Origin of the sequence: Bradyrhizobium sp. CCGUVB14, assembly GCF_024199935.1 — a bacterium.
Lineage (GTDB): Bacteria > Pseudomonadota > Alphaproteobacteria > Rhizobiales > Xanthobacteraceae > Bradyrhizobium.
This window is the reverse complement of the sequence record NZ_JANADS010000001.1, coordinates 4,519,927-4,545,799: the sequence shown is the minus strand read 5'-3', so window position 1 is coordinate 4,545,799 and position 25,873 is coordinate 4,519,927. Positions and strand designations below refer to the sequence as shown.

24 protein-coding genes and 1 pseudogene are annotated in these 25,873 nt (G+C 64.4%); 8 read left to right on the top strand and 17 right to left on the bottom strand.

What is annotated here, in order from left to right:
• Positions 1–30: 30 nt before the first annotated feature.
• From NLM32_RS20870 to NLM32_RS20855, 4 genes are all read right to left on the bottom strand, one after another.
• Positions 31–849, bottom strand: a complete 819-nt coding sequence (locus tag NLM32_RS20870; protein WP_254130772.1) for a lytic transglycosylase domain-containing protein — start codon at positions 847–849, stop codon at positions 31–33.
• 131 nt (positions 850–980) lie between these two features.
• Positions 981–1,784, bottom strand: a complete 804-nt coding sequence (locus NLM32_RS20865; RefSeq protein ID WP_254130771.1) for a shikimate dehydrogenase — start codon at positions 1,782–1,784, stop codon at positions 981–983.
• On the bottom strand, positions 1,781–3,640 hold the full coding sequence (locus tag NLM32_RS20860; RefSeq protein ID WP_254130770.1) for an NAD(P)/FAD-dependent oxidoreductase: 1,860 nt from the start codon (positions 3,638–3,640) through the stop codon (positions 1,781–1,783). The genes NLM32_RS20865 and NLM32_RS20860 overlap by 4 nt, the downstream gene beginning before the upstream one ends.
• Before the next feature lie 159 nt (positions 3,641–3,799).
• The gene (locus NLM32_RS20855) at positions 3,800–3,949 is read right to left on the bottom strand and encodes a hypothetical protein (protein WP_254135573.1); all 150 of its coding nucleotides are present in this window, start codon (positions 3,947–3,949) and stop codon (positions 3,800–3,802) included.
• On the opposite strand from NLM32_RS20855, the pseudogene NLM32_RS20850 reads away from it, so the two are divergent.
• From NLM32_RS20850 to NLM32_RS20840, 3 genes and pseudogenes are all read left to right on the top strand, one after another.
• Positions 3,878–5,462, top strand: a pseudogene (locus NLM32_RS20850) (long-chain fatty acid--CoA ligase). The gene NLM32_RS20855 and the pseudogene NLM32_RS20850 sit on opposite strands and share 72 nt — an antisense overlap.
• 93 nt (positions 5,463–5,555) lie before the next feature.
• Positions 5,556–6,674 carry a glycoside hydrolase family 172 protein gene (locus NLM32_RS20845; RefSeq protein ID WP_254130769.1) on the top strand — a complete coding sequence of 373 codons (1,119 nt, stop codon included), beginning with the start codon at positions 5,556–5,558 and terminating at the stop codon, positions 6,672–6,674.
• A gap of 23 nt (positions 6,675–6,697) precedes the next feature.
• Positions 6,698–7,912 (top strand): acyl-CoA dehydrogenase family protein, encoded by a 1,215-nt coding sequence (locus NLM32_RS20840; protein ID WP_254130768.1) that lies wholly within the window; start codon positions 6,698–6,700, stop codon positions 7,910–7,912.
• A 642-nt stretch (positions 7,913–8,554) separates the two neighbouring features.
• Here NLM32_RS20840 and NLM32_RS20835 read toward each other — a convergent pair.
• From NLM32_RS20835 to NLM32_RS20820, 4 genes are read right to left on the bottom strand one after another with little or no spacing between them, the layout of a single operon-like run.
• Positions 8,555–9,421: an HlyD family secretion protein gene (locus NLM32_RS20835; protein WP_254130767.1), complete on the bottom strand. Its 867-nt coding sequence runs from the start codon at positions 9,419–9,421 to the stop codon at positions 8,555–8,557.
• Positions 9,418–9,624: a DUF1656 domain-containing protein gene (locus NLM32_RS20830; RefSeq protein WP_212027832.1), complete on the bottom strand. Its 207-nt coding sequence runs from the start codon at positions 9,622–9,624 to the stop codon at positions 9,418–9,420. The genes NLM32_RS20835 and NLM32_RS20830 overlap by 4 nt, the downstream gene beginning before the upstream one ends.
• Entirely contained in the window at positions 9,621–11,672 is a 2,052-nt protein-coding gene (locus NLM32_RS20825; RefSeq protein WP_254130766.1) for an FUSC family protein, read from the bottom strand. The genes NLM32_RS20830 and NLM32_RS20825 overlap by 4 nt, the downstream gene beginning before the upstream one ends.
• A 2-nt stretch (positions 11,673–11,674) precedes the next feature.
• A complete protein-coding gene (locus NLM32_RS20820; protein WP_254135378.1) occupies positions 11,675–12,145 on the bottom strand; it encodes a MarR family winged helix-turn-helix transcriptional regulator in 471 nt (156 codons plus the stop codon).
• A 92-nt stretch (positions 12,146–12,237) separates the two neighbouring features.
• On the opposite strand from NLM32_RS20820, the gene NLM32_RS20815 reads away from it, so the two are divergent.
• Positions 12,238–13,464, top strand: coding sequence for an MFS transporter (locus NLM32_RS20815; RefSeq protein ID WP_254130765.1), 1,227 nt, complete (start codon positions 12,238–12,240; stop codon positions 13,462–13,464).
• A 10-nt stretch (positions 13,465–13,474) separates the two neighbouring features.
• Here NLM32_RS20815 and NLM32_RS20810 read toward each other — a convergent pair whose 3' ends face one another.
• Positions 13,475–14,383 (bottom strand): amino acid ABC transporter substrate-binding protein, encoded by a 909-nt coding sequence (locus NLM32_RS20810; RefSeq protein WP_254130764.1) that lies wholly within the window; start codon positions 14,381–14,383, stop codon positions 13,475–13,477.
• Positions 14,384–14,587: 204 nt separating this feature from the next.
• Here NLM32_RS20810 and NLM32_RS20805 point away from each other — a divergent pair, with 204 nt between their 5' ends.
• The 3 genes from NLM32_RS20805 (at position 14,588) to NLM32_RS20795 (ending at position 17,522) form a co-directional block, all read left to right on the top strand.
• Positions 14,588–15,829, top strand: coding sequence for an amidohydrolase family protein (locus NLM32_RS20805; RefSeq protein WP_254130763.1), 1,242 nt, complete (start codon positions 14,588–14,590; stop codon positions 15,827–15,829).
• Positions 15,830–15,868: 39 nt separating this feature from the next.
• Positions 15,869–17,074: an amidohydrolase family protein gene (locus tag NLM32_RS20800; protein ID WP_254130762.1), complete on the top strand. Its 1,206-nt coding sequence runs from the start codon at positions 15,869–15,871 to the stop codon at positions 17,072–17,074.
• Between the two features lie 157 nt (positions 17,075–17,231).
• Positions 17,232–17,522 (top strand): hypothetical protein, encoded by a 291-nt coding sequence (locus tag NLM32_RS20795; RefSeq protein ID WP_254130761.1) that lies wholly within the window; start codon positions 17,232–17,234, stop codon positions 17,520–17,522.
• A 42-nt stretch (positions 17,523–17,564) separates the two neighbouring features.
• On the opposite strand, the gene NLM32_RS20790 is transcribed toward NLM32_RS20795, so the two are convergent.
• From NLM32_RS20790 to NLM32_RS20755, 8 genes are all read right to left on the bottom strand, one after another.
• On the bottom strand, positions 17,565–18,479 hold the full coding sequence (locus NLM32_RS20790; protein ID WP_375143566.1) for a DUF1932 domain-containing protein: 915 nt from the start codon (positions 18,477–18,479) through the stop codon (positions 17,565–17,567).
• Positions 18,479–19,348: an ABC transporter substrate-binding protein gene (locus NLM32_RS20785; RefSeq protein WP_254130760.1), complete on the bottom strand. Its 870-nt coding sequence runs from the start codon at positions 19,346–19,348 to the stop codon at positions 18,479–18,481. Before NLM32_RS20785 ends, NLM32_RS20790 begins: the two co-directional genes overlap by 1 nt.
• Before the next feature lie 19 nt (positions 19,349–19,367).
• On the bottom strand, positions 19,368–20,051 hold the full coding sequence (locus NLM32_RS20780) for a 4-carboxy-4-hydroxy-2-oxoadipate aldolase/oxaloacetate decarboxylase (RefSeq protein ID WP_254130759.1): 684 nt from the start codon (positions 20,049–20,051) through the stop codon (positions 19,368–19,370).
• The gene (locus tag NLM32_RS20775; RefSeq protein WP_011086622.1) at positions 20,048–20,761 is read right to left on the bottom strand and encodes a PIG-L deacetylase family protein; all 714 of its coding nucleotides are present in this window, start codon (positions 20,759–20,761) and stop codon (positions 20,048–20,050) included. Before NLM32_RS20775 ends, NLM32_RS20780 begins: the two co-directional genes overlap by 4 nt.
• 66 nt (positions 20,762–20,827) lie before the next feature.
• Entirely contained in the window at positions 20,828–22,129 is a 1,302-nt protein-coding gene (gene dctA / locus NLM32_RS20770) for a C4-dicarboxylate transporter DctA (protein WP_254130758.1), read from the bottom strand.
• Positions 22,126–23,010 (bottom strand): amidohydrolase, encoded by an 885-nt coding sequence (locus NLM32_RS20765; protein WP_254130757.1) that lies wholly within the window; start codon positions 23,008–23,010, stop codon positions 22,126–22,128. Before NLM32_RS20765 ends, dctA begins: the two co-directional genes overlap by 4 nt.
• Positions 23,010–23,981 carry an amidohydrolase gene (locus NLM32_RS20760; RefSeq protein ID WP_254130756.1) on the bottom strand — a complete coding sequence of 324 codons (972 nt, stop codon included), beginning with the start codon at positions 23,979–23,981 and terminating at the stop codon, positions 23,010–23,012. Before NLM32_RS20760 ends, NLM32_RS20765 begins: the two co-directional genes overlap by 1 nt.
• Before the next feature lie 74 nt (positions 23,982–24,055).
• Entirely contained in the window at positions 24,056–24,766 is a 711-nt protein-coding gene (locus NLM32_RS20755; RefSeq protein ID WP_254130755.1) for a TetR/AcrR family transcriptional regulator, read from the bottom strand.
• A 118-nt stretch (positions 24,767–24,884) separates the two neighbouring features.
• On the opposite strand from NLM32_RS20755, the gene NLM32_RS20750 reads away from it, so the two are divergent.
• Positions 24,885–25,865 (top strand): tripartite tricarboxylate transporter substrate binding protein, encoded by a 981-nt coding sequence (locus NLM32_RS20750; RefSeq protein WP_254130754.1) that lies wholly within the window; start codon positions 24,885–24,887, stop codon positions 25,863–25,865.
• Positions 25,866–25,873 lie beyond the last annotated feature (8 nt).

The window sequence follows — 25,873 nt, the reverse complement described above, 5'->3', positions numbered from 1 at the left end:
CTTAAGCAGGTCACGCCTTGCGGAGTACCCTCAACGCGCTGCTGCCGCCCCGCCTCCCCCGTCGATCTGACGTCCCATTAGTGCGATGGCCTTCTGATAGACGCCTGCCGCGTTCCAGGCCTGGATGGCGGCGAAATTCGGCTCACCCGGCTGGTAGCCGGCTCCCGCACGCCAGCCATTGGCCTTGAGGAAGTTCGCGGTCGAGCTCAGCGCGTTGGCGGCGACCTCGAGATTGCCGGTGCCGTAGGCCAGGATGTTCTTGGGCATGAACTGGGTCTGGCCAACCTCGCCATGCATGGAGCCGCGGGTGGATCCCGACAGCACGCCACGGTCGACCAGCTTCAGCGCTGCATAGAGCTGCTCGGTGAAGAATTCGGGACGGCGGCAGTCATAGGCGAGCGTCGCGATCGACGAGAGCATGTTCTGGTTGCCGCGCTGGCTGCCGAAACCGGTCTCCATGCCCCAGATCGCGATCAACGGCCCCGGTGGCACGCCGTAGCGCTGCTCGATCGAGGCGAACATCGCCGCCTGCGACTGCTTCAGCGACCGGCCGCGCGCGACGATCGTGGTGGCACCGCGCTTGGCCAGAAACTGGTCGAGCGACAGTGAAAAACTGTGCTGGCTGCGATCGGCGCCGATGGTCGCGCTGGCGTAATTGGTCTGCATCAGCGCCGAGATCGCGGTCTGGCCGATGCCCTTGCCCTGCGCCTCCGCGCTGAACTCCCGCTTCCAGGCCTCGAAGCCGCCGGGTCCGTTGCCGCATTGCGCGGCATGGGCCGCAGAAGCCAGGGACAACAGCAGCGCGGCCGCGCCAATCGTCGCCGTCGCAACGGCCCTGCCCTTGATCATTCCGTGGTCCCTTCCTTCGACTTTACGCGACCGGCTCGCGCGCGGGCATGATCCTACGCCAGCCGCGCCCGCTCAAGCCCCGACCGATGCAATCAATGCAAGCAATGCGCTTGACATGAATCAAAGGCTTATCAATCGCCATCGATCCCGAGCAGGAAATCCACCATGATGCCCTGGTGTTGCCGGTACATGTCGGTGCCGGTCGCCGTCACGCAGCCGAGCGCCCGTGCCGCTGCGATGAAGGGCGAGATTTCGGGCTTGGTGATCACGCAGCCGCAATAGGCCGACGGCGCCAGCCGCGTGACATCGACCGGCAGCGGATCGCCCTGCTTCATCCCGGCGGGTGTAGCATTGGCGACGAAGTCGAAACCTGCGGGATCGACAGTGCCTGCCCGCACGGGCGCTTTGCCGAGCCCGTTGAGCCGGCCGATCAGCGTGTCGCGGCGCTCGGCCGCGCTGTCGTGAATTGCCAGTTCGCCGACGCCGGCCTCGACCAAGGCGAGCGCGATGGCCGAACCGGCACCGCCCGCGCCGACCAGCAGCGCCCGCATGCCGCGGGGATCGATCCCCTTCGCCCGCGCGGCGCCGACGAAGCCGAGACCGTCCACCATGTCGCCGTGCCATGAACCGTCGGCACGCCGGCGCATCAAATTGACGGTGCGCAGGAAGTGCGCACGTTCCGTCGTACTGGCGCAGGCCTGGTAGCAGGCGAATTTGTGTGGAATGGTCACGACGATGCCGTCGAGGTTCATCAATCGGCCCGCCACCGAGAGAAACTCCGGCAGATCAGCGGTCGCAACCTGAACCGGAACGAGGATCCCGTCATGGCCGCGCGCCGCGAACTCGGCCGAGACTCCCGCAGGTGAACGCACCTGGGCGATGGGATCGCCGACGATGACGTAAAGCCGCGTCGCACCTGTGGGAGCCGGGATCATGCCGGGACCTGGGCGCCGTCGGTCTTCGCGTCCGCTCCATAGGTCAATTCCAATCCGTCCAGGCCGCCTTCCTTCCGCCATTTGGCGAGCAGCCGGAGGAAGGCCATCGGCCCGCGCCAATACTGGCTGTTGCGCGCCGCGATCGGATCGAACACCCCTTCATTGTTGTAATAGCCCGGCGTGCATTCGGCGAGGTAGGTCTGGCGGCCGACCGCGGCCTTCACCACTTCGTCGACCCAGGCATTCTCGGCGGCGAGCGTCGGCTCCAGCGTCCTCGCACCGCGCTTGCGCGCCTGATCGATGATATAGGCGATGTGCTGCGATTGCTCGTCGATGATGTGCGGAAAATTGGCGCTCTGGCCGGCCTGCACCGTCACGATCAGGAAGCAGTTCGGAAAGCCTCGGCTGTAGAAGCCGTGCATCGTCTTGACGCCATCGCGCCAGCGCTCGGACAGGCTGACGCCGTCGCGGCCATAGATCTCGAAGCCCATGCGCCGCGCATAGTCGGTGCCGACCTCGAAACCGCTGGCATAGATCAGGCAGTCCAGCTCGTAGGCCTTGCCGTCGACGACGACCGCATTCTCGGTGATGCGATCGACGCCCCTGCCCCCGGTGTCGACGAGATGCACGTTGGCGCGATTGAACGTGTCGAGATATTCGTCGTGAAAGCACGGCCGCTTGCAGAACGCCTTGTACCAGGGTTTTAGCGCTGCGGCGGCTGCCTCGTCCTTGACCACGGCGTCGACGCGGGCCCGGATCTCCTCCATCTTGCGATAGTCGGCCTGCTCGATCACCTTCAGCGCCTCTTCCATCGAGGTCACCGGTTGTGGCTGACGACGCGGCGCCAGCAAGATCTCGCCGAGCAGGCCGGTCCAGCCGTCCTGCACGAGATCCTGCTCGAACGGCTCGCCCGAAATCACGGCGGTGAAATTGTCCATCCGCTCGCGCTGCCAGCCGGGTTTCAGGCCTTCAGCCCAGGATTGATCCGTCGGCCGGTCGTCGCGCACGCCGATCGCCGATGGGGTGCGCTGGAACACGAAAAGCTCCTTTGCCGAGCGGCCGAGATGCGGCACGCACTGCACGGCGGTGGCGCCGGTGCCGATGATGCCGACGCGCTTGTCGGCGAGACCATCGAGACCGCCCTCCGCGGTGCCGCCGGTGTAGGAATAGTCCCAGCGGCTGGTGTGAAAGCTGTGGCCCTTGAAGCTTTCGATGCCGGGAATGCCGGGCAGCTTCGGCCGGCTGAGCGGACCGCCGGCAAGGATGACGAAGCGTGCGCGGATGCGATCGCCGCGATCGGTCTCGACCAGCCAGCGTGCCTCCTGCTCCTGCCACGTCATGCGCGAGATGACGGTCTGAAACAGCGCGCGCTCGTAGAGGCCGAAGTGACGGCCGATGCGGCGCGAGTGTTCGTAGATCTCCGGCGCACGCGCATATTTGCGCACCGGCATGTAGCCGGTCTCTTCCAGCAGCGGTAGATAGATGTAGCTCTCGGTATCGCAGGACGCACCAGGATAGCGATTCCAGTACCAGGTGCCGCCGAAATCGGCCGCCTTTTCCACGATGCGGAAATCAGTGATGCCGGCCGCACGCAGACGTGCGCCACACAGCAAGCCGCCGAAGCCGCCGCCCACGATGACGACCTCGGTCTCTTCGCTGACGGGCTCGCGCGCAAATCCGGGATCGGCCCAGGGATCGTCGAGGTAACGACCGAAATCGCCTGTCACCTCGACATATTGTGCCTTGCCTTCGCTGCGCAGACGCAGGTCGCGCTCATCGCGATAGCGCGCGCGGAGTGCGGCAATGTCGACCGTAGATTCGCCGGTTGTACCGGTCTTGTGTCTTTCCGCTGACATCGATTTCCTCCACGGCGAACGCAGCTTCGCCGACAGCTCATCGCACGTTAGCCCCGAAAAAGTGACGCATGCAATCTCATCCCTCGCTTTTTGCGTGAACGCCGCGGGACGTTCCGCTAACCTTCCGTGCAAATCACACGCCTATGCCACGCAACGACGTCATTTCAGAACGTCACTGGCGATCCGGAGGGGACAATGCAGGGATTGATGATGGACATGCCGCTGCTGATCAGTGGCCTGATCCAGTATGCCGCCGACTATCACGGCGAGGCCGAGATCGTCGCGCGCGAAATCGAGGGCGATATCCATCGCTATACCTATGCAGACGCCCATCCGCGCATCAAGCGCATGGCGCTGGCGCTCAGGCGGCTCGGCATGAAGCAAGGCGATCGCGTCGGGACGCTGGCCTGGAATACCCATCGCCATTTCGAGATGTTCTACGCCGCGCCCGGCATGGGCTACGTGCTGCACACCGTCAATCCGCGGCTGTTTCCCGAACAGCTCGTCTACATCATCAATCACGCCGAAGATCGCGTCCTCTTCGTCGACCGCGCCACGCTGCCGATTGTCGAGGCGATCGCGCCGCAGCTGACGACGATCGAAGCCTACGTGGTCATGTCGTCGCGCGAGCGCATGCCGGAGACGAAGCTTGCGAACGTGCATTGCTACGAGGAGCTTCTCGACAAGGAGAGCGATACAGGTTTCGCCTGGCCGCTGTTCGACGAGAAATCCGCCTCCACCATCTGCTACACCTCGGGCACGACGGGCAATCCCAAGGGCGTGATCTATTCGCACCGCGCCGCGATCCTGCAGACCATGACGTGTTGCAGCTTCGACTTCCTCACCGGGCATGTCGAAGGCGTGCGCGAGGTGATGATGCCGATGGCGCCGCTGTTTCACGGCAATGGCTGGAACATGCCGTTCACGGCGCCCTATACCGGTTCGAAGCTGGTGTTGCCCGGCCGCAATTACGAGCCCGAAAAACTCTACGAGCTGCTCGATGGCGAGAAAGTGACGCTGTCCGCGGGCGTGCCGAGTTTCTGGCTGATCCTGCTCGACTGGCTCGGCCGCACCGGCAACAAGTTTTCGACGCTACGTGCAACGCTGTCGTCGGGCTCGGCACCACCGCGCGCGATGGTCGAGAAGCTCAAACGTGACTACGCCGTCGACTATATCCAGGCGTGGGGCATGACTGAGGCCCTGGGTTGTTCGATGCCGGGCTTGCGGCCCGGGTCGGAGCATCTCAGCGACACCGAAAAATTCGATCGACGCCAGGTCTCTGGCCGCGCCTGCTTCGGCACCGCCTTGCGTATCGTCGATGATGGCGGCGTTGAGCTGCCGCGCGACGGCAAGACGGTCGGCCATCTGCGCGCCCGCGGCCCCCTGGGTCGCCTCCGGCTACATGAAGCTGGAGGAAGGCCTCGATCGCGACGGCTGGCTGATCACCGGCGACATGGCCGTGATCGATCCGCAGGGCCACGTCACGCTGACCGACCGCTCCAAGGACGTGATCAAATCCGGCGGCGAATGGATCTCCTCGATCCAGCTCGAGGACATCGCCCTGTCCCATCCCGATGTGCTGCAGGCCGCCGTGGTCGCCATTGCGCACGAAAAATGGCAGGAGCGCCCCCTGCTTCTGGTCGTCCGCAAGAAGGGCGCGACCGTCGACGGCAAGACCCTGCTCGACCATATGCGTCCCAGGATCGCGAGCTGGTGGATGCCGGATGCGGTCGAATTCCTCGACGAATTCCCGATGACCGGCACCGGCAAGGTGCTCAAATCTGCGCTGCGCGAGAAATTCAAGGCGTACCGCGTCGGGTAGGTTTGGCCCCTCTCATTGCGCGATCATCTTCATCTTTTGGTAGATTCGCCGGCGATATATCCGAGGCATCGCTAACCCCTGATTGAGGACATCATGGCGTTTTCCGGATTGGGCCTGCATCTCGGCAATCTGTCGCGCCTGTCGAACGCACAGACGCGTTCGATCAGCCCCGAGAATTTCACTGGCGAAAAGGGCAAGGGCGGCATGTCCGTCGACGGGCCCGCGGCGCCTCAGGCCCGTGACCTTGGGCAGGGCTGGAAGGTTTCGCCCTTTGTCGTGATCGAGCCCGGGACGACGTTCACACTTGCCGATATCGAGGGCCAGGGCGCCATCCAGCAGATCTGGATGACGCTGGCGCGGGGACGGCTGCGCCATTCGATCCTGCGGGTCTACTGGGACGGCCAGGAGCATCCGAGCGTCGAATGCCCCGCCGGCGACTTCTTCGCCTGCGGATGGGAGGAGTTTGCGCAGGTGACGTCGCTCGCCGTCTGCGTCAATCCAGGCCGCGCATTCAACTGCTATTGGGAAATGCCCTTCCGGAAGCGCGCACGCTTCACGATGGAGAACCGCAGCGAGGAAGCGCTGACCGTCTACTACCAGATCAACTACACGCTGACCGAAGTGCCCGAGGACTGCGCCTATTTCCACGCGCAATTCCGCCGCACCAATCCGCTGCCCTACAAGGAGATCTACACCATCCTCGACGGCGTCAGCGGGCGCGGCCAGTATATCGGCACCTACATGGCCTGGGGCGTCAACAACAACGGCTGGTGGGGCGAAGGCGAGATCAAGTTCTTCATCGACGGCGACGGTGAATTCCCGACCATTTGCGGCACCGGCACCGAGGATTATTTCTGCGGTGCGTATAATTTCGATCCCTATGTGGCCCATTCCGGTCGCGGCGCCGTGCAGCAATCGCGCTACCAGGAATTCACCACGCCCTATGCCGGCCTGCCGCAGGTGATCCGTCCCGACGGCGTCTACAAATCGCAGCAGCGCTTCGGCATGTATCGCTGGCACATCCCCGATCCCATCCGCTTCCAGAGCGACCTTCGCGTCACCATCCAGGCGCTGGGCTGGCGGACGGGACTCAAGGAGGCGAAATACCTCCCGCTGCAGGACGACATCGCGTCCGTGGCGTTCTGGTACCAGACGCTGCCGGCCGCGCCGTTCCCGAAACTCGCCGACCCGGAATATCTCGAGATCGACTAGCCCGACGCCTGAGGAGGTCCAGCATGCTCTACCCGATGTCGCCAAAAGTCGTCGAGCTCAAGCGCAAGCTCGAGAGTTTCATGGACCGGCACATCTACCCGAACGAGGAGCGATTTTATCGCGAGGCGGAAGAGCTTGGGCCGTGGAAGGTCTATCCAGTCGTCGAGGAGCTGAAGCCGCTCGCGCGCGCCGAGGGCCTCTGGAACCTGTTCCTGCCGGAGTCCAGCCACGGCGCGGGCCTCACCAATCTCGAATATGCCCCGCTCTGCGAGGTCATGGGCCGCTCGCATCTGGCGCCGGAGGTGTTCAACTGCTCGGCGCCCGACACCGGCAACATGGAAGTGCTGGAGCGCTACGGTACGGAGAAGGACAAGGAGCGCTGGCTGAAGCCGCTGCTCGCAGGCGAAATCCGCTCCTGCTTCGCCATGACCGAGCCTGCGGTCGCCTCATCCGACGCGACCAACATCGAAAGCTCGATCGTGCGCGACGGCGACCATTACGTCATCAACGGGCGCAAATGGTACACGACCAACGCGACCGACCCGCGCTGCAAGATCTGCATCTTCATGGGCAAGACCGATCCTGACAATGCCGATCGCCACAAGCAGCAATCGATGATCCTGGTGCCGATGGACACGCCCGGCGTCGAGGTCAAGCGGCCCCTGCCCGTGTTCGGCTTCTATGGCGTACCCGACCGCGCCTCGGAGGTGATCTTCACCAATGTGCGGGTCCCCAAGGAGAACATGCTGCTCGGCGAAGGCCGCGGTTTCGAGATCGCGCAGGGCCGCCTCGGACCCGGCGGCCGCATCCATCATTGCATGCGGCTGATCGGACTTGCCGAACGCACGCTGGAAAAGATGTGCCGGCGCGTGCGCAGCCGCGTCGCCTTCGGCAAGCCGGTCTCGGAGCAGACGGTAACCCAGGAGCGCATTGCCGAAGCCCGCATCATGATCGAACAGGCCCGGCTGCTGACGCTGAACGCGGCTTACGCGATGGACACCGTCGGCAACAAGGTCGCGAAGGCCGAGATCGCGATGATCAAGGTCGCCGTGCCCAACATGGCCTGCCAGATCATCGACTGGGCGATCCAGGCCCACGGCGGCGGCGGCACCTCGAACGATTTTGGCCTGACCCAGGCCTACGCCACCGCGCGCCTGCTGCGCCTCGCGGATGGGCCGGACGAAGTGCACCGGAATCAGATCGCGCGGTTCGAGCTGAAGAAGTACTCGAATATCTAGCCGGATGTTGGCGCGTCAGCACTGGAGCCGGCGCAACAGGATCGGCGACTAGTCGTCGCTTGGCGGCGATACTTTCCGGCCTGAAATCGCTTCGAGCATCGCTCCGAAAATGATGATCGGCAGATAGAACGCAAGCATGATCGTATTCCTCCTGCTGTGACAAACTTGGCCCGCAGGGCCAGGTTCCTCAAATTGACGCTCGCCCCCTCGGCTCTTTTCGGCGCTTACCGAGCTACCGACGACACCGAGACACAGGCAAATTCAAGAACGCATCGCGTCAATCGCATGGGCGATCAGAACGACTGCACTCGCGGCAATGAAAAACACAAACAACCAGCTCACGTCCGCCTCCAATCCCGGAAGTGAACGCGCTCATCCATGCACAGTCAAAAACCATCGATCTGGAACCGCCATTCCGCGGCTCGCTGATGCTTCGCAGCAACAAATGCATCCGCTGTCGGCACTATCGGCAGAACGCCAGAACGAGCAACGCGCCGACGACGCAGGCTGCTAGGACTAAAAACCAAACGCCCATACAGATCCCCGACTCATACACGCGCGTCAGGATCAGCCTTACGATCTGGCATTGAAACGCTTGTTGCCGGTTTTCCCCAAGCCAAGCGTGATCATCTGCTCGCTGCGTTAGTCCAATACCTCCACGGTGGCCGAACGTCCGGCGACCAGCGACATCCCATCAGGCACCGGATCCAGCGCGATGCGCACCGGCACGCGCTGGGCGAGCCGCACCCAGCTGAAGGTCGGGTTGACGTTGGCGAGCAGGCTTGCGCCCTCGGCGCGGTCGCGATCCTCGATGCCGGCGGCGATGCTCTCGACATGACCTGAGAGCGTGCCCTTCTCGCCCATCAGGCGAACCTGCACCTTGTCGCCCACGCGGATGCGCGCGAGCTTCGTCTCCTCGAAATAGCCTTCCACGTGCAGCGTGTCGCTGTCGACCAGCGCCATCACGCCCTTCCCGGCGGTGACGTAAGCGCCGGGCCGCAGATCCATGTTGGTGATCACGCCGTTCACGGACGCCCGGACCTCGCTGCGATCGAGATTGAGCTGGGCGACCGCGCGGTCGGCAACCGCCGCATCGAAGGCCGCCTTGGCCTGAAGCTGGGTCGCCAGCACCTGCTCCTGTTTCTGTTGCGAGACGGCATCGGTCGTCAGGGTGCTGTAGCGCTTCAAATCGGCATTGGCCTGATCGAGCGTCGCCTGATGACCCGCCACCGACGCGTCAGCCTGCCGCAGCGCCAACGCGAACCGGTCGCGGTCGATCTTGAACAGCACATCGCCGCGATGGACCTTCTGGTTGTCCTTGACGAGCACATCGGTGACGAAGCCGGAGACGTCAGGCGCGACCTGCACCACGTCGGCGCGCACACGGCCGTCACGCGTCCACGGCGACTCCATGTAATAGACCCAGAGCTCGCGACCCACGCCGAGCGCCACGACGACCACGATGACCGTGACCGCAAGCCGGCCGATCCAAGCAAAATTCCCCTTCATGAGAGATACTCCGAGAGATAGACGACGCCGCCGAGAAGGCAGACGAAAATCGCGAAATCGAACAGTGCGCGGTGCCAGACCAGCCGGTAGAGGTCGAAGCGCTGCATCAGCCGGCGCAGAATCGCACTCAGCACATAGGCAACGATGATCCAGAGCAGGAGCGCCGGCACGAGCACGCCATAGATGTCGATCACGTATCTCATGCCGCCACACTCGCATCTGCGCGCGGCCGATAGGCCGGCGCGTCCGGGAACAGGCCACGGCGGATGCCGACGAGGCCGATCAGCGCATCTTCCCGCGCGCTATCATTGGGATCCTTCACCGCCTGGGCCAGCGCCCGGTCGACGCTGGTCAGGAGTTCGCGCGGCATTCCTCCGCCCGCATAGCTGCGGCAGGCGATAGCTAGCTGGTCGAGCATGTCGTCGATCACCGAGATCGTCGATACCCCAAGCCCGTAGCGCGCACGGCGCAAATCGATGATGTTGATGCCGATGCGGAGCTGCACGAGGCTGTCGGCGTCGCGCCGATCGCTCTCGGACAGGAAGGCGATGCGCTGCACCAGCAGCCCGAGCCGGTGCAGCATGAGGCCGGCGAACTCCGCGCGGTCGCGTTTTCCCCGCCGCTCGGCAGCGACCGCGATGGTGATCCAGCTCGACAGCACCAGACGATTGGCAATCCACTCTGCGCCCACCCCGCGCGCGATCCGCGTCACGATCTCGGCGATGAGGACGCCGACGAAGAAAGCGACGGCGGAATTGGCGTAGGAGGCGAAATCCGCGATGTAGGTCGATTGCAGCGCAAGCAGCGTTGCGGTGTTGGCCGCGAGCGCCATGCCGGTGCCCGCCGTTGCCGGCCGCGCGATCAGGAAGCCATAGAGCAGGAAGGTCGGCGCCAGCGCGACGACCAGAACCTCGATATGGGAGATCGCAGGCACCAGCGCGAACAGATAGATCGCGACCACCACGATGGCGACCAGAGACCACAGCCCGAAGCTGCGGATGAAGCGCGCCGGCTCGTCCTGGGCTGCGAAGAACGAACAGGCGACCGCCGCCATCATCGGTGCCGAGGCGCCGTCGGGCCAGCCCGTGCCGATCCAGAACGCGCAGCAGATCAGGATCGCCACGGCCGCGCCGGCCGCCGACCACAGCGCTAGTCCGCGATCCCGGTGACGTACCGGCGCGGCGCCGGCTTCGGAATGGAAGGCCAGATCGAGCGTCGAGACGTTGCGATTCTCGGCGATCGCCTTGCTCAGCTCGCGGCAGTCGCGCGAGAGATCGACGAGCTCGCGCAGTCGCGACAGCAAGCTCGTGATGATGATCCGCTCCCAGGACGCGCTGTCATCGAGCACGGCCTGCCGCTCGGCGATCATGGCGCGACTCCGCTCGGCCGGCTGCCGTGCGCCGACGTCGCTGACGATCCATTGCGCCAGATCCTCCAGCAATCGCTTCAGTTCGGGTTGCCGGCGCAGGGCCTCCTCCCCGAGCGCCGCCAGCCGATCCTCCAGCGAGGCGATCACGGGCAGCAGCATCAGCATGCGCAGCCGGATTTCGCCGAGGCCGGTCACCGCGTTGCGATCGGTCAGCCGGTCATAGGCGAGATGGGTGGAGAGCGTGTCGATCTCGACGATATCGGTCGCAAGCTTGAGACGCTTGCCGCGGCGGGTTTCGTTGGTGCCCTCGCGCAGCAGGACGACCTGACTGAGGCGGCGTGCATCCAGGAGCCAGGTGTCGACACGGCCGGCGACCGCGGGCGCGACGCTGCGGGGAAACACGATGGTCGAGACCAGGCTGGCGCAGATGATGCCGAGCGAGATTTCCTCGAGCCTTGCCACCGCAGTGTCGAAGATCGCTCCGGGCTCAGACACCGAGGGAAAGCCGATCAGCGCGACGGTGTATCCGGCCAGCATGAAGACGTAGCTGCGTGGCGTACCGTCGAGCAGCGAGAGATACAGGCAGAGCCCGACCCAGAGCGCGATGGCGAGGCACAACAGCTCGGGCGCGTTGATGAGGTTCGGCACCAGCGCGACCGTCATGGTCGCGCCGACCAGCGTACCCATCACGCGGAAGAAGGCCTTCGAGCTGGTCGCGCCGGCAAGCGGTTGCGAGGTGATGTAGACGGTGGCCATCGCCCAATACGGCCGCGGCAGGTCCATCGCAAGCGCAATGACCAGCGCCAGCATCGACGCGGCAAACGTCTTCAATGCAAAAATGAGGTCCGCATGGCGGACCAGGAACGGCTCTTCCGCGCGCATGACTATTTCGCCTCTGGAAGCGCCTTTGCCTCAAGCAGGCTGGCCCGCCGCTCGATGCGCTGGAGCGTCTCGAAGGTTATCGCAAGTTCCTCCGGCGGGATATCTTTCAGCAGGCTCGCCCGTACGCGCCGCAAGATCCGGTTGGTCTCCTCGACCTTGGCCTCGCCCGCTTTCGTCAGATGGAGCGTTTTGGCACGCCGGTCGGTCGGGTCCTCGCGCCGCTCCACCAGTCCCTCGGCCTGGAGCAGATCGATCAGCCGCACCAGCGAGGGCCCCTCGATGCCGAGCTCGTCGGCCAGGACGCCCTGACGGACGGTCTCTCCCTGCCGCGACAGCACCAGCAGCGGGATCGCCGTCGCATAGGACAGGCCATGATCGGACAGCGCCTGATCCGACTCGCGCCGCCAGATGCGGGCAAGGCGCGTGATGAGCCGGCCGATTTCGCCGTGGATATAGCCTTGCGAGGGTGCCATGCAAATTAGATAGGACACGAACTATTAGCCTGCAACTATATAATCCTGCGTATCGGGATCGATCACGCAAACGCGAACGAGGACAACGCGATATGGGCCCGGGTTCCACGGCAGAGGCACGGCAGGCGATCGCGGGCGAGAGCGCGCTGTCGCTGGTCCCGACCTTCGTCGTCGTAGCCGTGGATGCCACGGGGATGGGCATCATCCTGCCGCTGCTGCCGTTCTATTCGCAGCGGCTCGGCGCCACGCCGTTCCTGGTCGGCGCACTGATCTCGGTCTATGCCGTTTGCCAGCTGATCGCCGGTCCCGTGGTCGGCATTCTGTCCGACCGCTACGGACGGCGGAAGGTTCTCGTCATCAGCCAGATCGGGACCCTGATCGGATTTGTCCTGCTCGCGCTGGCCGGCAACCTGACGCTGGTGTTCCTGGCCCGCATCATCGATGGCCTGACCTCAGGCAACATCTCGGTCGCGCATGCCTATGCCGCCGAGCATAGCGCACCGGCGACGCGCAAGCAGGCGCTCGGCATGACCAGCGGCGCGATCGGAACCGGGCTGCTGCTGGGACCTGCGCTGTCGAGCTTCCTCGTCCATTACGGCCAGACCGCACCGGTGTGGGCCGCGGCCGCGCTCTCGCTCATCAGCATTCTCGCAACGATCGCCCTGCTTCCGCCCGACCATCCGGCGTCCGAACCGCTCTACCAGCATCGCGTGCCCGAGCCGACGCTGACCCGCAGCCTGTTCGGCATGCGCTACGCCTGGCGCCTGCTCGGCCTGCTGATCGTGTTCTTCTTCGTCAACTCGATGTTCCTGTCGCAGATCGGCCTGTTCCTGTCGGCGCGGTTCTCCTGGGACGGCCATCCCTTCGGCGCACGCGAGCTCGGCTGGATGTTCGCCTATGCCGGCTTCATCAACATGGTGGTCCAGGGCCTGCTGATCACGCGTGCGAACCTCGTCGCCTCCGACCGCAGCATCGTGATGGCGGCGTTCGCCTGCATGGGCCTTGGATTTGCCGGCCTCGCCGCCGGGAGCAACATCAGCCTGCTCGCTCTCTATCTGACGCTGATCATCGTCGGCACCATGTTCGCCCGCAGCACGCTGACGGCGGAATTGTCGCGGTCGACCGCGATCAACCGCCAGGGCATGATCATGGGCCTCAACCAGTCGCTGATGTCGGGTGCAAATATCAGCGCCCCGCTTCTGAGCGGCGCGCTGATTGGTCACCGGTTGTTCGTCTCGTGGGCGCTAGCGATGGCCGCGATCGCGGTGGTCGGTGCGGCGCTCGCCGGCCGGCTGCTCGACACGCCGCGGACGCGCTAGCGCCCTCGCCTCACTTCACCAGATACACGTCCGGATCGGCGCTCGAGCTCGGGTTCTTGAAGGCATTGCGCAAGGCCGTCGACATCGGAACATTGTAGTTGATGCCGTTCGGCGGCGTCGGGGATTCCAGCCACTTCCTGTAGAGCACCTCGATCTCCGGGCTCGCATAGAGCTCCGCGGTGGCGCGATCGGCCAGCGCCTTGAACGGCGCGTCCTCCCGCCGCAGCATGATCCCGAAGGGCTCGGCCTTCGCAAACGTCTCTTCGCTGATCATGAACAGGGCCGGCTCCTTCGAGCGTGCAATGGCGACGGCGAGCTGGACGTCGTCGAGTGCGTAGGCCTGCGCGCGGTCGGTCTCGAGCAGCAGGAACGCCTCGGCCTGATCCACGGCCGGCATGATTCTGATGCCGAGATTGCGTTCGGTATTGACCTTGGCGAGCTGGTTCAGATTGACCGAGCCTGCGACCGCGGTCACGGCCTTGCCCTTGAGATCGTCGATGGTGTTGATCTTGGCGGCCTTCTTGGCCGCAAAGCGCGTCGCGCTGAGGAAGTGCGTGTTGGTGAAGGCGACCTGCTTCTGGCGGTCGGCATTGTTGGTGGTCGCCGAGCAGTGCAGGTCGAGCGTCCCGTTCACCATCAACGGGATGCGGTTCGACGACGTCACGGCGACAGTGTCGACGGCAATGTCGGGCATGCCAAGCTGCTTCTTCACGGCGTCGACGATCTTGAGGCAGATATCCATGGCGAAGCCCACCGGCTTCTGGTTGCCGTCGAGATAGCTGAAGGGCACGGAGGCTTCCTGATAGCCCAGCGTGATCTTCTTGGTCTCCTTGACCTTCTGGAGCGTGCCCGACAGATCTTCGGCGGACGCTGCACCGGCAAGACAAGTGAAGGCCAAGAGAACGGCGGGTAGACGCATCGGGGGCTCCTGAAAGCGGGTTGCGCCTCCATGCCGGGCGCAATCGAGAGGTTGATAGCCCAGGCGCAGGCCTGCCGCCAGACCAGCCTGCGTCTATCAGCTATCACAGCTTTCGATATGGCGGCTGGCCCTTGGTCTCCGCTACATTGCTGCACAGGCGCGACCTCGCCGACTACCATAGGTTCTCCAGCCAGATTCCTCGCCATGACCGTGCAGACCGCCTTCGACATGATCTTCCGCAACGCCCTGTTGCGATCATCCCCTGCGCCCGTCGATATTGGCGTGAAGAGCGGACGTATTGCCGCAATCGAACCCAGGCTGGCCTGCGAGGCGGTCGAGGTCGATGTCGGGGGGCGGCTGGCCCTGCCCGGCTTCGTCGACACCCACATCCATCTCGACAAGGCGTGCCTGCTCGAACGCTGCGGGCACATCCACGGCACGCTCAGTGATGCCATCCGTGCCGTTTCGGCGATGAAGCGGGATTTCGGCGTCGACGATGTCTATGCACGCGGCGCAAAGGTGCTCGAGCGCGCCATCGTCCACGGCACGACGCGGATGCGTACCCATGTCGAGATCGACCCGCGCATCGGTCTGCGCAGCTTCGAAGCGGTCAAGAGGCTCAAGCGCGATTACGCCTGGGCGATCGATCTGTCGCTTTGCGTCTTCCCGCAGGAAGGCCTGACCAACGATCCCGGGGCTGAAGAGCTGCTGGTTCAGGCCTTGCGCGAGGGAGCCGATGCGATCGGCGGCTGCCCTTATACGGACACCGATCCGAACGCGCATCTCGCGCGCATCTTCGACCTCGCCCGGCAATTCGACCTCGACGTCGATCTCCATCTCGACTTCGACCTCGATCCGTCCTGGTCGCATCTCGACGAGGTCTGCCGGCAGACCGAACAGCGCAACTATGGTGGTCGCGTCGCGATCGGGCATGTTACGAAACTCTCGGCCTTGCCGCCGGAACGGCTGAAGGCTGCCATCGCGCAATTGGCAAAGGCCGGTGTTGCCGTCACCGTGCTGCCCGCGACCGATCTCTATTTGATGGGACGCGATGCCACCCACAACGCGCCGCGCGGGCTGACGCTCGCGCACAAGCTCGCGCGCGACGGTATCGTCTGCTCGGTCGCGACCAACAACGTGCTCAATCCCTTCACGCCGTTCGGCGATGCCTCGCTGCTGCGGATGGCGAACTTTTACGCCAATGTCGCCCACGCCGCCGTCGGCGATTTCGATACCTGCCTTGATCTCGTCACCGAACTACCGGCGCGGCTGATGAACCTCGGGGATTACGGGATCGCGGTCGGCAAGCCCGCCGATCTCGTCGTGCTCGACACGCAGGATAGCCGCTTCGCCATCGCCGAGCTGCCGGATATCCTGATGGGGTTCAAGAACGGGCGGCAGACCTTTGAGCGGAAGCGAGCGACACTGTTTAAGCCGACAAACTGAACCGCTCGTGCAACTCCAATCGACCAACGGAGCAACCGGATGGCCTTCGACAAGATCTTCCTGAACGCCCGCTTCGACGGCGGGGCTCGCCATCACATCGCGGTCAAGGACGGGCGCATCGCCGCGATCATGCCCCCTGACGCGCCCACGGGCGATGGCGAGACGATCGACCTCGGCAACGCCCTCGTCGTTCCCGGCTTCGTCGAAGGCCACATTCATCTCGACACCAGCTTCTATGGCGACGCCTGGCGCCCGCACAAGCCATGCACCAATGGCTTCAACGTGCACGAACGCGTGGCCTTCCAGGCCCAGAACATGGCGGAGGCGGCGCCGATGGACGTGCGGGCGCGCAACCAGCTCGATCTCTGCATCGCCCATGGCTCAACGCAGATGCGCAGCCACGTCATGGTCGACGGCTCGGTCGGCCTGAAATCGCTGGAGACGATCTTGCGCGTGCGCGAGGAATATCGCGACCTGATCGATATCCAGCTCGTCGCGTTCCCTCAAAGCGGCATCCTGGCGAGCCCGGGCACACCGCAACTGCTGGACGAAGCCATCGGCCTCGGCGCGAACCTCGTGGGCGGGCTCGATCCCGCGAGTTTCGATCGCGATGTCGAGAAGCATCTCGACGTGGTGTTCGGCGTCGCCAGCAAGCACGGCGTGGACGTCGACATTCACCTGCACGACATGGGCACGCTCGGCGCCTTCGAGATCGAGCAGATCGCGGAGCGCACGCGTGCGCTCGGCATGGAAGGCCATGTTGCCATCAGCCACGCCTATGGGCTCGGCGATATCTCCGCGGATCAGCTCAAGACGGTCGCCGACATCCTCGCCCGTTCCGGCGTCGCGATCATGACGAATGCACCGGGCGCCCGCGCCTTCCCGCCGATCCTGGCGCTGCGCAACGCCGGCGTCACCGTGTTCAGCGGCAACGACAACATCCGCGATTCCTGGTGGCCCTATGGCGACGGCAACATGCTGCGCCGGGCGACCACGCTCGGCTATCGCTCGGGCTTCAACATCGACGAGGAATTGCGCGTCGCTTTCGATGTCGTCACCGCGGCCGGTGCCAAGGCGTTGCGGCTCGAGGGCTACGGCCTGCGCGTCGGCGCCAAGGCGGACTTCGTGACGCTGAATGCGGAACACGTTCCGGAGGCTGTCGTCGCAGTGCCGCAGGGCCGCGCTGTTTACAAGGCAGGTATGCTCGTGGCGTCTAACGGTGTGGTTGTCGCGAAAAATCGCTGATCATCGTACCTTTCCGATCCGATTTTACCGCCGGTTTCCGCCGAATCCGAACCCGGTAGAATCCCGGACCGTAGCCCAACGCATTGCGGGAAAGGCGGCACTAACCATACTGGGACGTGCGCACTGACCGTCTGCGTTCTCTGGGGAAGTTATGGATATGTTCAGCGCATTCAGCAGCATTGATTATCAGTCTATTCGGGCCAATACGCCCGCCGAAACCGCCGTCAAGCGACTCAATGGCATCGGTGAAGTCCTGTCGGGTCTCGACATCTCGGCCATCCATTCGCAGAACGACATGGCCCGCGCGCTGTGGACGCTCGACACCGCCGACAAGTGCATACGCATGATCCTGACCGAGTTCAGGACCGAGCGCCCCAAGGACGTCGTCCGCGAAGCTACGAGCCTGATCGACTTGATCGAGGCCGCTCGCGACGAGATCTCTGGCTAGCGCGATGGCGGCAAAGTTCTGAGCTGAGCGCCGTACTCGGCTCTAACGTTTGATCTTCGCCAGAATTCGATCCGCCTCGGTGCGCCAATCCGCGCTCCGCGCAAATTCCTTCGTTCCCTTCACTCCGAACAGGCCCTCGTCGGCGAGATCGGCGACCCAGGCCTGACGCTCGGCCGTCCCCTGCGCCGACCACGGCGTCAGCCCCGCCTTGCGCACGGTCTCCGCGACCTCGCGCACCTCTTCGGCGCGCCGGCGGCCGTGCTCGATCACGCGCTGGAAGAAATAGGCGCCCTGCTTCTCCCAATTAATCGCGGGAAAGGTTTCCGTGAGCGACGCCAGCACCGCATCCTCGACACCATAGGCGCGCGCGGTGGTGAAGCTTTCGATGACCATGGCCTCGAGGCCCTTGATCATGATGCTGCGGCACATCTTCACGGCCGAGGACACACCGAGCTTGTCGCTCGCAACCTTCGCTGCGAAACCAATCGCGTTCAGCAACGGCTCGAGCTCCTTCGCGCCGGGACCGCCGAGCAGCAGCGGCACCTTGATCCGATAAGGCGGCACCGAGGTCATCACGGCGCCCTCGACGTAGCGCCCGGCCGCGCCATCGATCAATGCTGCCGCGCGCTGCTTGGCGCCCGGCGAGGCCGAGTTGAAGTCGAGAAACCAGGTGCCCTGGTTGATCGCCGCCGCGCAGGCCTTTGCGACCGGGACGGCCTGGCTCGCGGTGACGGCCGAGATGATGAAATCGGATTTTGCGGTCAGCTCCGCATGAGACGCCGCGAGCGCCACGCCGAACTTCGCCGCATGCTCCTTTAGCGCAGCGGCCTGCTCGCTGCCGAGCTTGATGTCATACGCAGCGACCCTGATGTCCTGCTGGCGCAGATCCTCGGCCAGGATCCGGCCGACCTCGCCGTAGCCAACCAGCCCGATCTGCCACCGCTTCGGATCTGCCATCAGATCAGTCCTCGTGTCGTCGGGTCGAACAGGTCTTCGACTGCATAGCGGCGTGGAATCAGCGCCTGCTGGAATGCGTAGTCGACGATCAGCTCCAACGGCTTTCTATTGGCCTCGATCCCGAACGGCACAAAGTCGGGCGTCGCCGCAGGCCCCATCTGTTCCTTGTTCCGCTTGAGCAGATCATAGACGCCTGTGACCACATCGGGGCGCGATTTCGCGAGGCTCTCGGTCACGACCACGAGATGATTGACCGGCACCACGCCGCGACGCGCATACCATGTCGCGGCCTCCGCGGCGGGATCGGGGAAGAGCGACTTCAGCTTGGGATTATCGGAGGTCTCGCCGAGAACGGCGTCGACCTCGCCGTCGAGCAGCATCTGCAGGACCTTCTTGTCCTTTGGCGCGCGCTCGGTGGTGTCGACATATTCGGCAACGTGCGGATCCTCGAACGTCACCCAGCGGATCTTGTCGAGATTGACGCCATAGTCGTTGGCGAGGATGCCCCTGATCCAGGCGCCGGTCGTCGTCGTGAACGAGCGGATGCCGACGCGCTTGCCCTCGAGATCGGACGGTCCGAGCGTCCCCTTCGCGGGATTGTACAGCGCGTGGGTATGCTGGAAACGGCCCATCATGGTCGCCGGCAGCAGCACCAGCGGCTTGCCGTGCGCCTTCGCCATCAGATAGGTGACGATCGCCATCTCGCAGACGTCAAACGCCTGCTCGCGCACCATCGGCTTGAACGCCGCGTTGGTCGGCGTGTACTCGATGAAGTCGAGGTCAAACAGGTCGGAGCGGAGTTCGCCGCTCTTCACCGCCTTGACGTGAGGGTGACTGCCGAGCACGGCCTTCAGCTTGAGACGATCCATCCGCAGGCTTCCCTTCGCTTCAGACGTCTTCGGGGTTGTCGACGTAGACCAGCCCCGCCTTCGCCAGCGCCTCGCGCATGTTGTACATGTCGAGGCCGAGTTCACCCGAGCCGAGGCGCTTGCGCTTCCCGCCCTCGTCGGCGCTGCGCTTCTTCGCCTTCTCCGCGACCTCGACGGCATATCGTTTCGGTACCACGACGACGCCGTCGTCATCCGCGACGATGATGTCGCCGGGATCGACATTGACGCCGGCGCAGACGACGGGGACGTTGACCGAGCCGAGCGTGGCCTTGACCGTGCCCTTGGCCGAGACTGCGCGCGACCACACCGGAAAATTCATCTCGTGCAGCGCTTTGACGTCGCGGCAGCCGGCATCGATGATCAGCCCCTGCACGCCCCGCGCCTGCAACGAGGTCGCCAGCAGTTCGCCGAACATGCCATCGGTATTGTCGGTGGTGCAGCCGACGACGAGGATATCGCCCGTCTTGCACTGTTCGACCGCGACATGGATCATCCAGTTGTCGCCGGGTTGCGCCAGTACGGTGACGGCGGGCCCTGCGATCGACGCGCCCGCCCAGACGGGCCGCAGATAAGGCTTCATCAGGCCGACGCGGCCATAGGCCTCGTGCACGGTCGAGACGCCGTACTCCGCCATGCCAGCGGGATCGGCACGCTTGATGTTGCGAACGACGACGGGCTTCATGCCAGCTCCTCCGCAACCGTCGGGAACAGGCGCTGGTAGGCCTCGCCATAAGTCATGGGCACGCCGGTGTTACGGCTGCCCTGGATACCGCGATTGAGCGCGACGCGCTCGTAATAGCCCCAGAGGTGCTTTTGCGCGGCGAGGATCTGGAACGCCTCGTACTTCTCCTTCCAGACTTCGTCGATCTTGAGCAGCAGGTCCGGCTTGTAGTTGCACTGCTCCGGCTGGTGCGGCTCGAACAGGAACACCGGCGGCGCGGAATATTTGTACTGCGCACCGGGCTTGTGCCCCATGGCCTGCGCGACGACGCGGGTCTCCTGGGCGAAATGCGCCGCGTTCGGATGGTCGAAATTGTATGGATCTTCCAGCGCGTGGGTCAGCACGAAGCTCGGATTGAGCTCGCGGTAGATGTCGACCATGCGGTCGAAATGCGCCTCGGTCAGCTTCAGCGGATAGTCGCCGCAGTCGAAGAACTCGATTTCGGCGCCCAGCAGCTTTGCCGCCCGCTCCGCCTCGTCCTTGCGGCCGGCCTTGACCGATTCCAGCGTCGCGCCCTTCTCCTTCCATGCGAACTGGCTCTCACCGCGCTCGCCGAAGGACATGCAGACGATCTTCATGCGATAGCCCTTCTTCGCATGCAGCGCGATGGCGCCACCGGCGCGCCAGACGAAATCGCCGGGATGGGCGGTAACCACGAGACCTGTTTTCATGGGAGAACTCCCCTCTTTCGTTCGTCAACATCATAGGCTGCCGGCGTCATGCCGGCAGCAATTTCATCAGGCCGCGGCAGCCGCGGGTTCCTCGCCGTCGAGCACACGCTTCAAGCGCTCGCCGTCGAGCGCGCCTTCCCATTTGGCAATCGCGATGGTCGCGACCGCGTTCCCGATCAGATTGGTCGGCGTCAGCCCCTGCGACATCAGGCGATGGATGCCGAGCACCAGCGCGACGCTGGTCACGGGAATGGCGCCGGTGGCCGACAGCGTCGCCGCCAGCACGACGAAGGCCGCGCCCGCGATGCCCGCCGCGCCCTTGGAGGTCACGAGCAGGATCAGCAGCAGCTCGATCTGCTCGGCGAGCCCGAACGGCGTGTTGGTCGCCTGCGCCAGGAACACCGAGGCGGCGGCAAGGTAGAGGCAGGTCCCATCGAGATTGAAGGAATAGCCGGTCGGGATCACCAGCCCGACCACGCTTTTCTCGCAGCCCGCTTTCTCCAGCTTGGTCAGCATCCGCGGCAACACCGTCTCGGACGATGTGGTGGCGATGCAGATCAGCAGCTCCTCCCAGATGTAGCGGATCAGCTTGAGCAGCGAGAAACCGCAGAGCCGCGCGACGGGACCGAGCGCCACGATGATGAAGATGACGCAAGTAAGGTAGAACCCACCCAGCAGCTTGCCGAGCGAGGCCAGCGATCCCACGCCGAATTTACCGACGGTAAAGGCGATCGCGCCAAACGCGCCGATCGGCGCCGCCCACATCACGAAGCCGACCACGGCGAACACCATCTTGGCGGCGATGTCGATCAAGTGAACCAGCGGCGCGGCGCGTTCGCCGAGTTGCACCAGCGCAAAGCCGCAAAGCACCGAAATGAACAGCACCTGGAGGATGTTGCCCTCGGCAAAGGCGCCGATGAAAGTCGCGGGCACGATGTTCATCAGGAACGGCACGAAGCCGATCACGGCGGTCTGCTTGACGTAGGGCTCGACCGCGCTCGCATTGATGCCGGCGGGATCGATGTTCATGCCGGCCCCGGGCTTGAGCACATTGACCGCGATGAGACCGATGATCAGCGCGATCGTGGTCATGATTTCGAAATAGATGATGGCCTTGACGGCGACGCGGCCCACCCGCGCCATGTCCGCCATATGGGCGATGCCATGGACGACGGTGCAGAAGATGATCGGCGCGATCAGCATCCGGATCGCCTTGATGAAGGCGTCCCCGAGCGGCTGCATCTTCGCGCCGGCTTCCGGATTGACGATGCCAAGCGCGATGCCGGCCGCCATGGCGATGAGCACCTGGATCCAGAGCTCCTTCCACCAGGCGCGCCCGCGCGGCTTGTCGATCGCCATCGCGGTCATTCGTCGAATCCAAACAGGCGCGCGGGATTATCGACCAGAATCTTCTGCTGGAACTCCGGCTCCGGCGCAAACAGCGGGATCAAATCGACGAGATCGCCATCATTCGGCATCACCTTGACGTTGGGATGCGGCCAATCGGTGCCCCAGATGATGCGATCGGGCGCGGTCTCGACGATCCTTCGCGCGAAAGGCACTGCATCGGTGAAGGGCGGGCCGGCGGTCGAGACCCGCTCCGAGCCGCAGATCTTGACCCAGCATTTTTCGTCACGCTGCATCAGCTCGATCAGGATCCTGAACGGCAACTGGTCGAGCCCGTCGGAGGCCTTGACCCGTCCCATATGGTCGATGGTGTAGCTTAGCGGCAGCCTTGTCAGCATGTCGGCATATTCGGGCAGATCGATCGCATCGAAATGCAGGTCGATGTGCCAGCCGAGCGGCGCGACCATGGCGATGATGCGGTTGAACACGCGCTTGTCGGGGACGCCGCCGAGATGCCGGACGAAATTGAAGCGGCAGCCGCGGAAGCCGCCCTCGTGCAGCACGCGAAGCCCCTGCTCCGTGATCGTATCGTCGATATTGGCGACTGCACGATAGGCACCGTTGCTCTGCGCAATGGCGTCGAGCGCGACCGTGTTGTCGACGCCGTGCACGCTGGCATTGACGATGACCGCGCGCTCCACGCCAAGCTTGGCGTGCAGTGCCTTGAAGTCTTCAAGCGGCGCATCCGGCGGCGTGTAGGAGCGGTCGGGCGAATAGGGATATTTCGCGCCGGGACCGAAGATATGGCAATGCGCGTCGCAGGACAGCTTTGGCAGCTTGAACTTCGGCGTGCGGGTGTTCGGATCGGGCGGTGGAATGGTCGGCGTGTACATCATATTCATCAGCTGAACTTGAACAGGCGTGCGGGATTGTCGACCAGCAGCTTCTGCTGGATCGCCTTGTCCGGCGCGAAGAGAGGAATCAAATCGACGATCTCGCCGTCATTGGGCATGATCTTGACGTTGGGATGCGGCCAGTCGGTGCCCCAGATGACGCGGTCGGGCGCGTTGTCGATCAGCGCCTTCGCGAACGGCACGGCGTCGTGGAAGGGCTTGCCGGCGGCAGAAGCACGTTCGAGGCCGGTGATCTTGACCCAGCACTTCTCGTCCTTCTTCTGGAGATCGAGCAGCGCCGTGAAGCCGGGATCGTCGAGCCCCTTCGCGGCCTGCACCGTGCCCATGTGATCGATCACGTAAGGCGCCGGCAGCGCGGTCAGGATCGGCGCGAATTCGGCGATCGTACCCGGCTCGAAATAGACGTCGATATGCCAGCCGAGCTCGGCGACGCGATGCACGATGCGCTGGAACTTGTTCATGTCGCCGACGCCGCCGAGGCGCTTGAGGAAGGCAAAGCGGCAGCCGCAGATACCGCCCTTGTCGAGCGCCGCCAGCTCCATCTCGCTGATCTCGTCGCTGACATTGGCGATGCCCTTGTAGGCACCTTCGCTCTGCGCGATCGCATCGGTGACAACGCGATTGTCGGTGCCGTGCACCGTGGCATTCACGATCACACAGCGCTCGACGCCGATTGCCTCGTGCACACTGCGGAACGTCTCCAGCGGGGCATCGGCGGTGTTGTAGGGGCGGCTCGAAGAGAAGGGATAACGGGACGCCGGCCCAAAGATGTGGGTATGGCTGTCGCAGGATTTCGGCGGCAGCTTGAACGAGGGTGTCTTGGGATTTGGATCCGGCGGCGTGATCGTCGGCATCGCCTTGGGTTCAGCTTTGGGCTCGGCGCCTTGCGCACGCGCTTCGCCCGCGAGCGCGGCACCGGCCAGCCCGGTCAAGAGATGCAAGCACTCCCGCCTGTTCATTTCCCAAAACACCCCATCACATGTCCGCTTGCGAGCGGAAGCGCTGTTACGCGCCTCCCCTCGGGCGATTTCTTTCAAGTCTTGCTGCTTGCAACAGTCCGCCGCCGCGCCGGCGCGGCCTGATCCAGGGCCGGCGCCTGAAACGCCGCAACAGTAGCCTGCACCAATTGCTCGATGGCATTGGCGGGATCGCTGCCGTCGGCCTCGCCGCGCGACAGGCGCGAGACACGATCCGGCGTCACCAGCGAATAATAAAGTGCGCCGAGCAGGAAGTGGCTGCGCCAGACGATGTCGGTGCGCGGAATGTGCGGCAGGCTGTCGTGGATCGCGTCGATGAAGGCGTGGCTGGTATCGTCAAACGTCTGCGCGATGATTTTTCGCGCGACCTCGTTGCCCTCGGCCGACATCACGGCGCGCAGCCGCGTGAAACGCGCCCCGCCGCCGGCGAGATCGCTGCCGGAGGTGAAGGCCGGCACCACATAGGCCCGCACCACCGCTTCGAGCCGGTCCTGCAGATCGCGCACGCGCTTGGCGGCGGCGAGCAGCTCCGAGCGGCGGAGGTTCATCGGCCCGCAATGGCGCCGGTAGATCTCCAGCAGCAGACCGTCCTTGGTCTTGAAGTGGTAGGTCACGCTGCCGGGATTGGCCCCCGCGGCCTGTGCGATGTCGCGCACCGAGACGGCGTTGAAGCCGTTGGTGGCGAACAGCTCCTCGGCCGCGGCGAGGATCGCCTCGCGCATGTTCGGCTTGCGGGCCGTTTCCTTGCTGGTGGGCTTGCGTACCATGTGATTTGTACTATCGTACAAAAGATCAGGTCTCGTCAACAAAAACCACAGGCAACGTCCGGCAGCGGCTCGGAAGATCCACCGCACGGACGCGAATGCCCCTAGGGAGTGCTGAAGTATGCTGGGTTTGAACACGAAGATCGGCGCTTTGATGCTCGGCGCCGGTCTGCTGCTCGCGAGCGGCGTCGCGCAGGCCGCCGATAATTATCCGAGCAAGCCGGTCCACATCCTCGTGCCCTATGCCGCCGGCGGCGCGGTCGACGTGCTGGCCCGCACGCTCGGCCAGGCACTCGCAAAGACCTGGGGCCAGCAGCCCGTGGTCGACAACCGCCCCGGCGCGGGCGGCATCGTCGCCTCGCAAGCGCTGACGCAGGCCGCGCCCGACGGTTATACGTTGATCCTTGTCGCCAGCGGCCATCCGCTGAACCAGTTCATCTATCCGAGCGTGCCCTACGACACGTTCAAGGACTTTACTGCGATCAGCGAAGTCGCCTCCTCGCCGCTTGCGATCGTGGTGGCCAAGGACAGCCCCTACAAGTCGCTCGGCGATCTCCTGGCCGCGGCAAAGAAGGATCCGGACAAGCTGTCCTACGGCATGTCCGGCAACGGCACCTCGGCGCATCTCGCCGGCGAGCTTCTGAAATACATGTCGGGGACCAAGATCGTCGCAATCCCCTATAAGGGCGGCGCGCCGGCGCTGACCGCTGTCATCGCGGGCGAGATCCCGCTCAGCATCAATCCGCTCGCGGAGGCGATCGGCCAGCTCGAAGGCGGCCCGGTGCGCGCGCTCGCAGTGACCTCGGCCGAGCGTTCCAAGGCACTGCCTGACGTCCCGACCGTCGCCGAGTCCGGCGTACCCGGCTACGACGTCTCGGTCTGGTGGGGCGTGCTTGGACCCGCAAAAATGCCGCCGGAGATCGTGGCAAAACTCGAGACCGATCTGAAGGCGGCGCTAAGGGATCCGAACGTGCTCTCCACGCTCGGCAAGATCGGCGCAGCCCCCGTCGGCTCCTCCGCCAAGGATTTCGATGCCTACATGCACGCCGAGGCGACCAAATGGGAGCCGGTGCTGAAGGCTGCCGACATCCGCGCGCAGTGAGGTCCTGC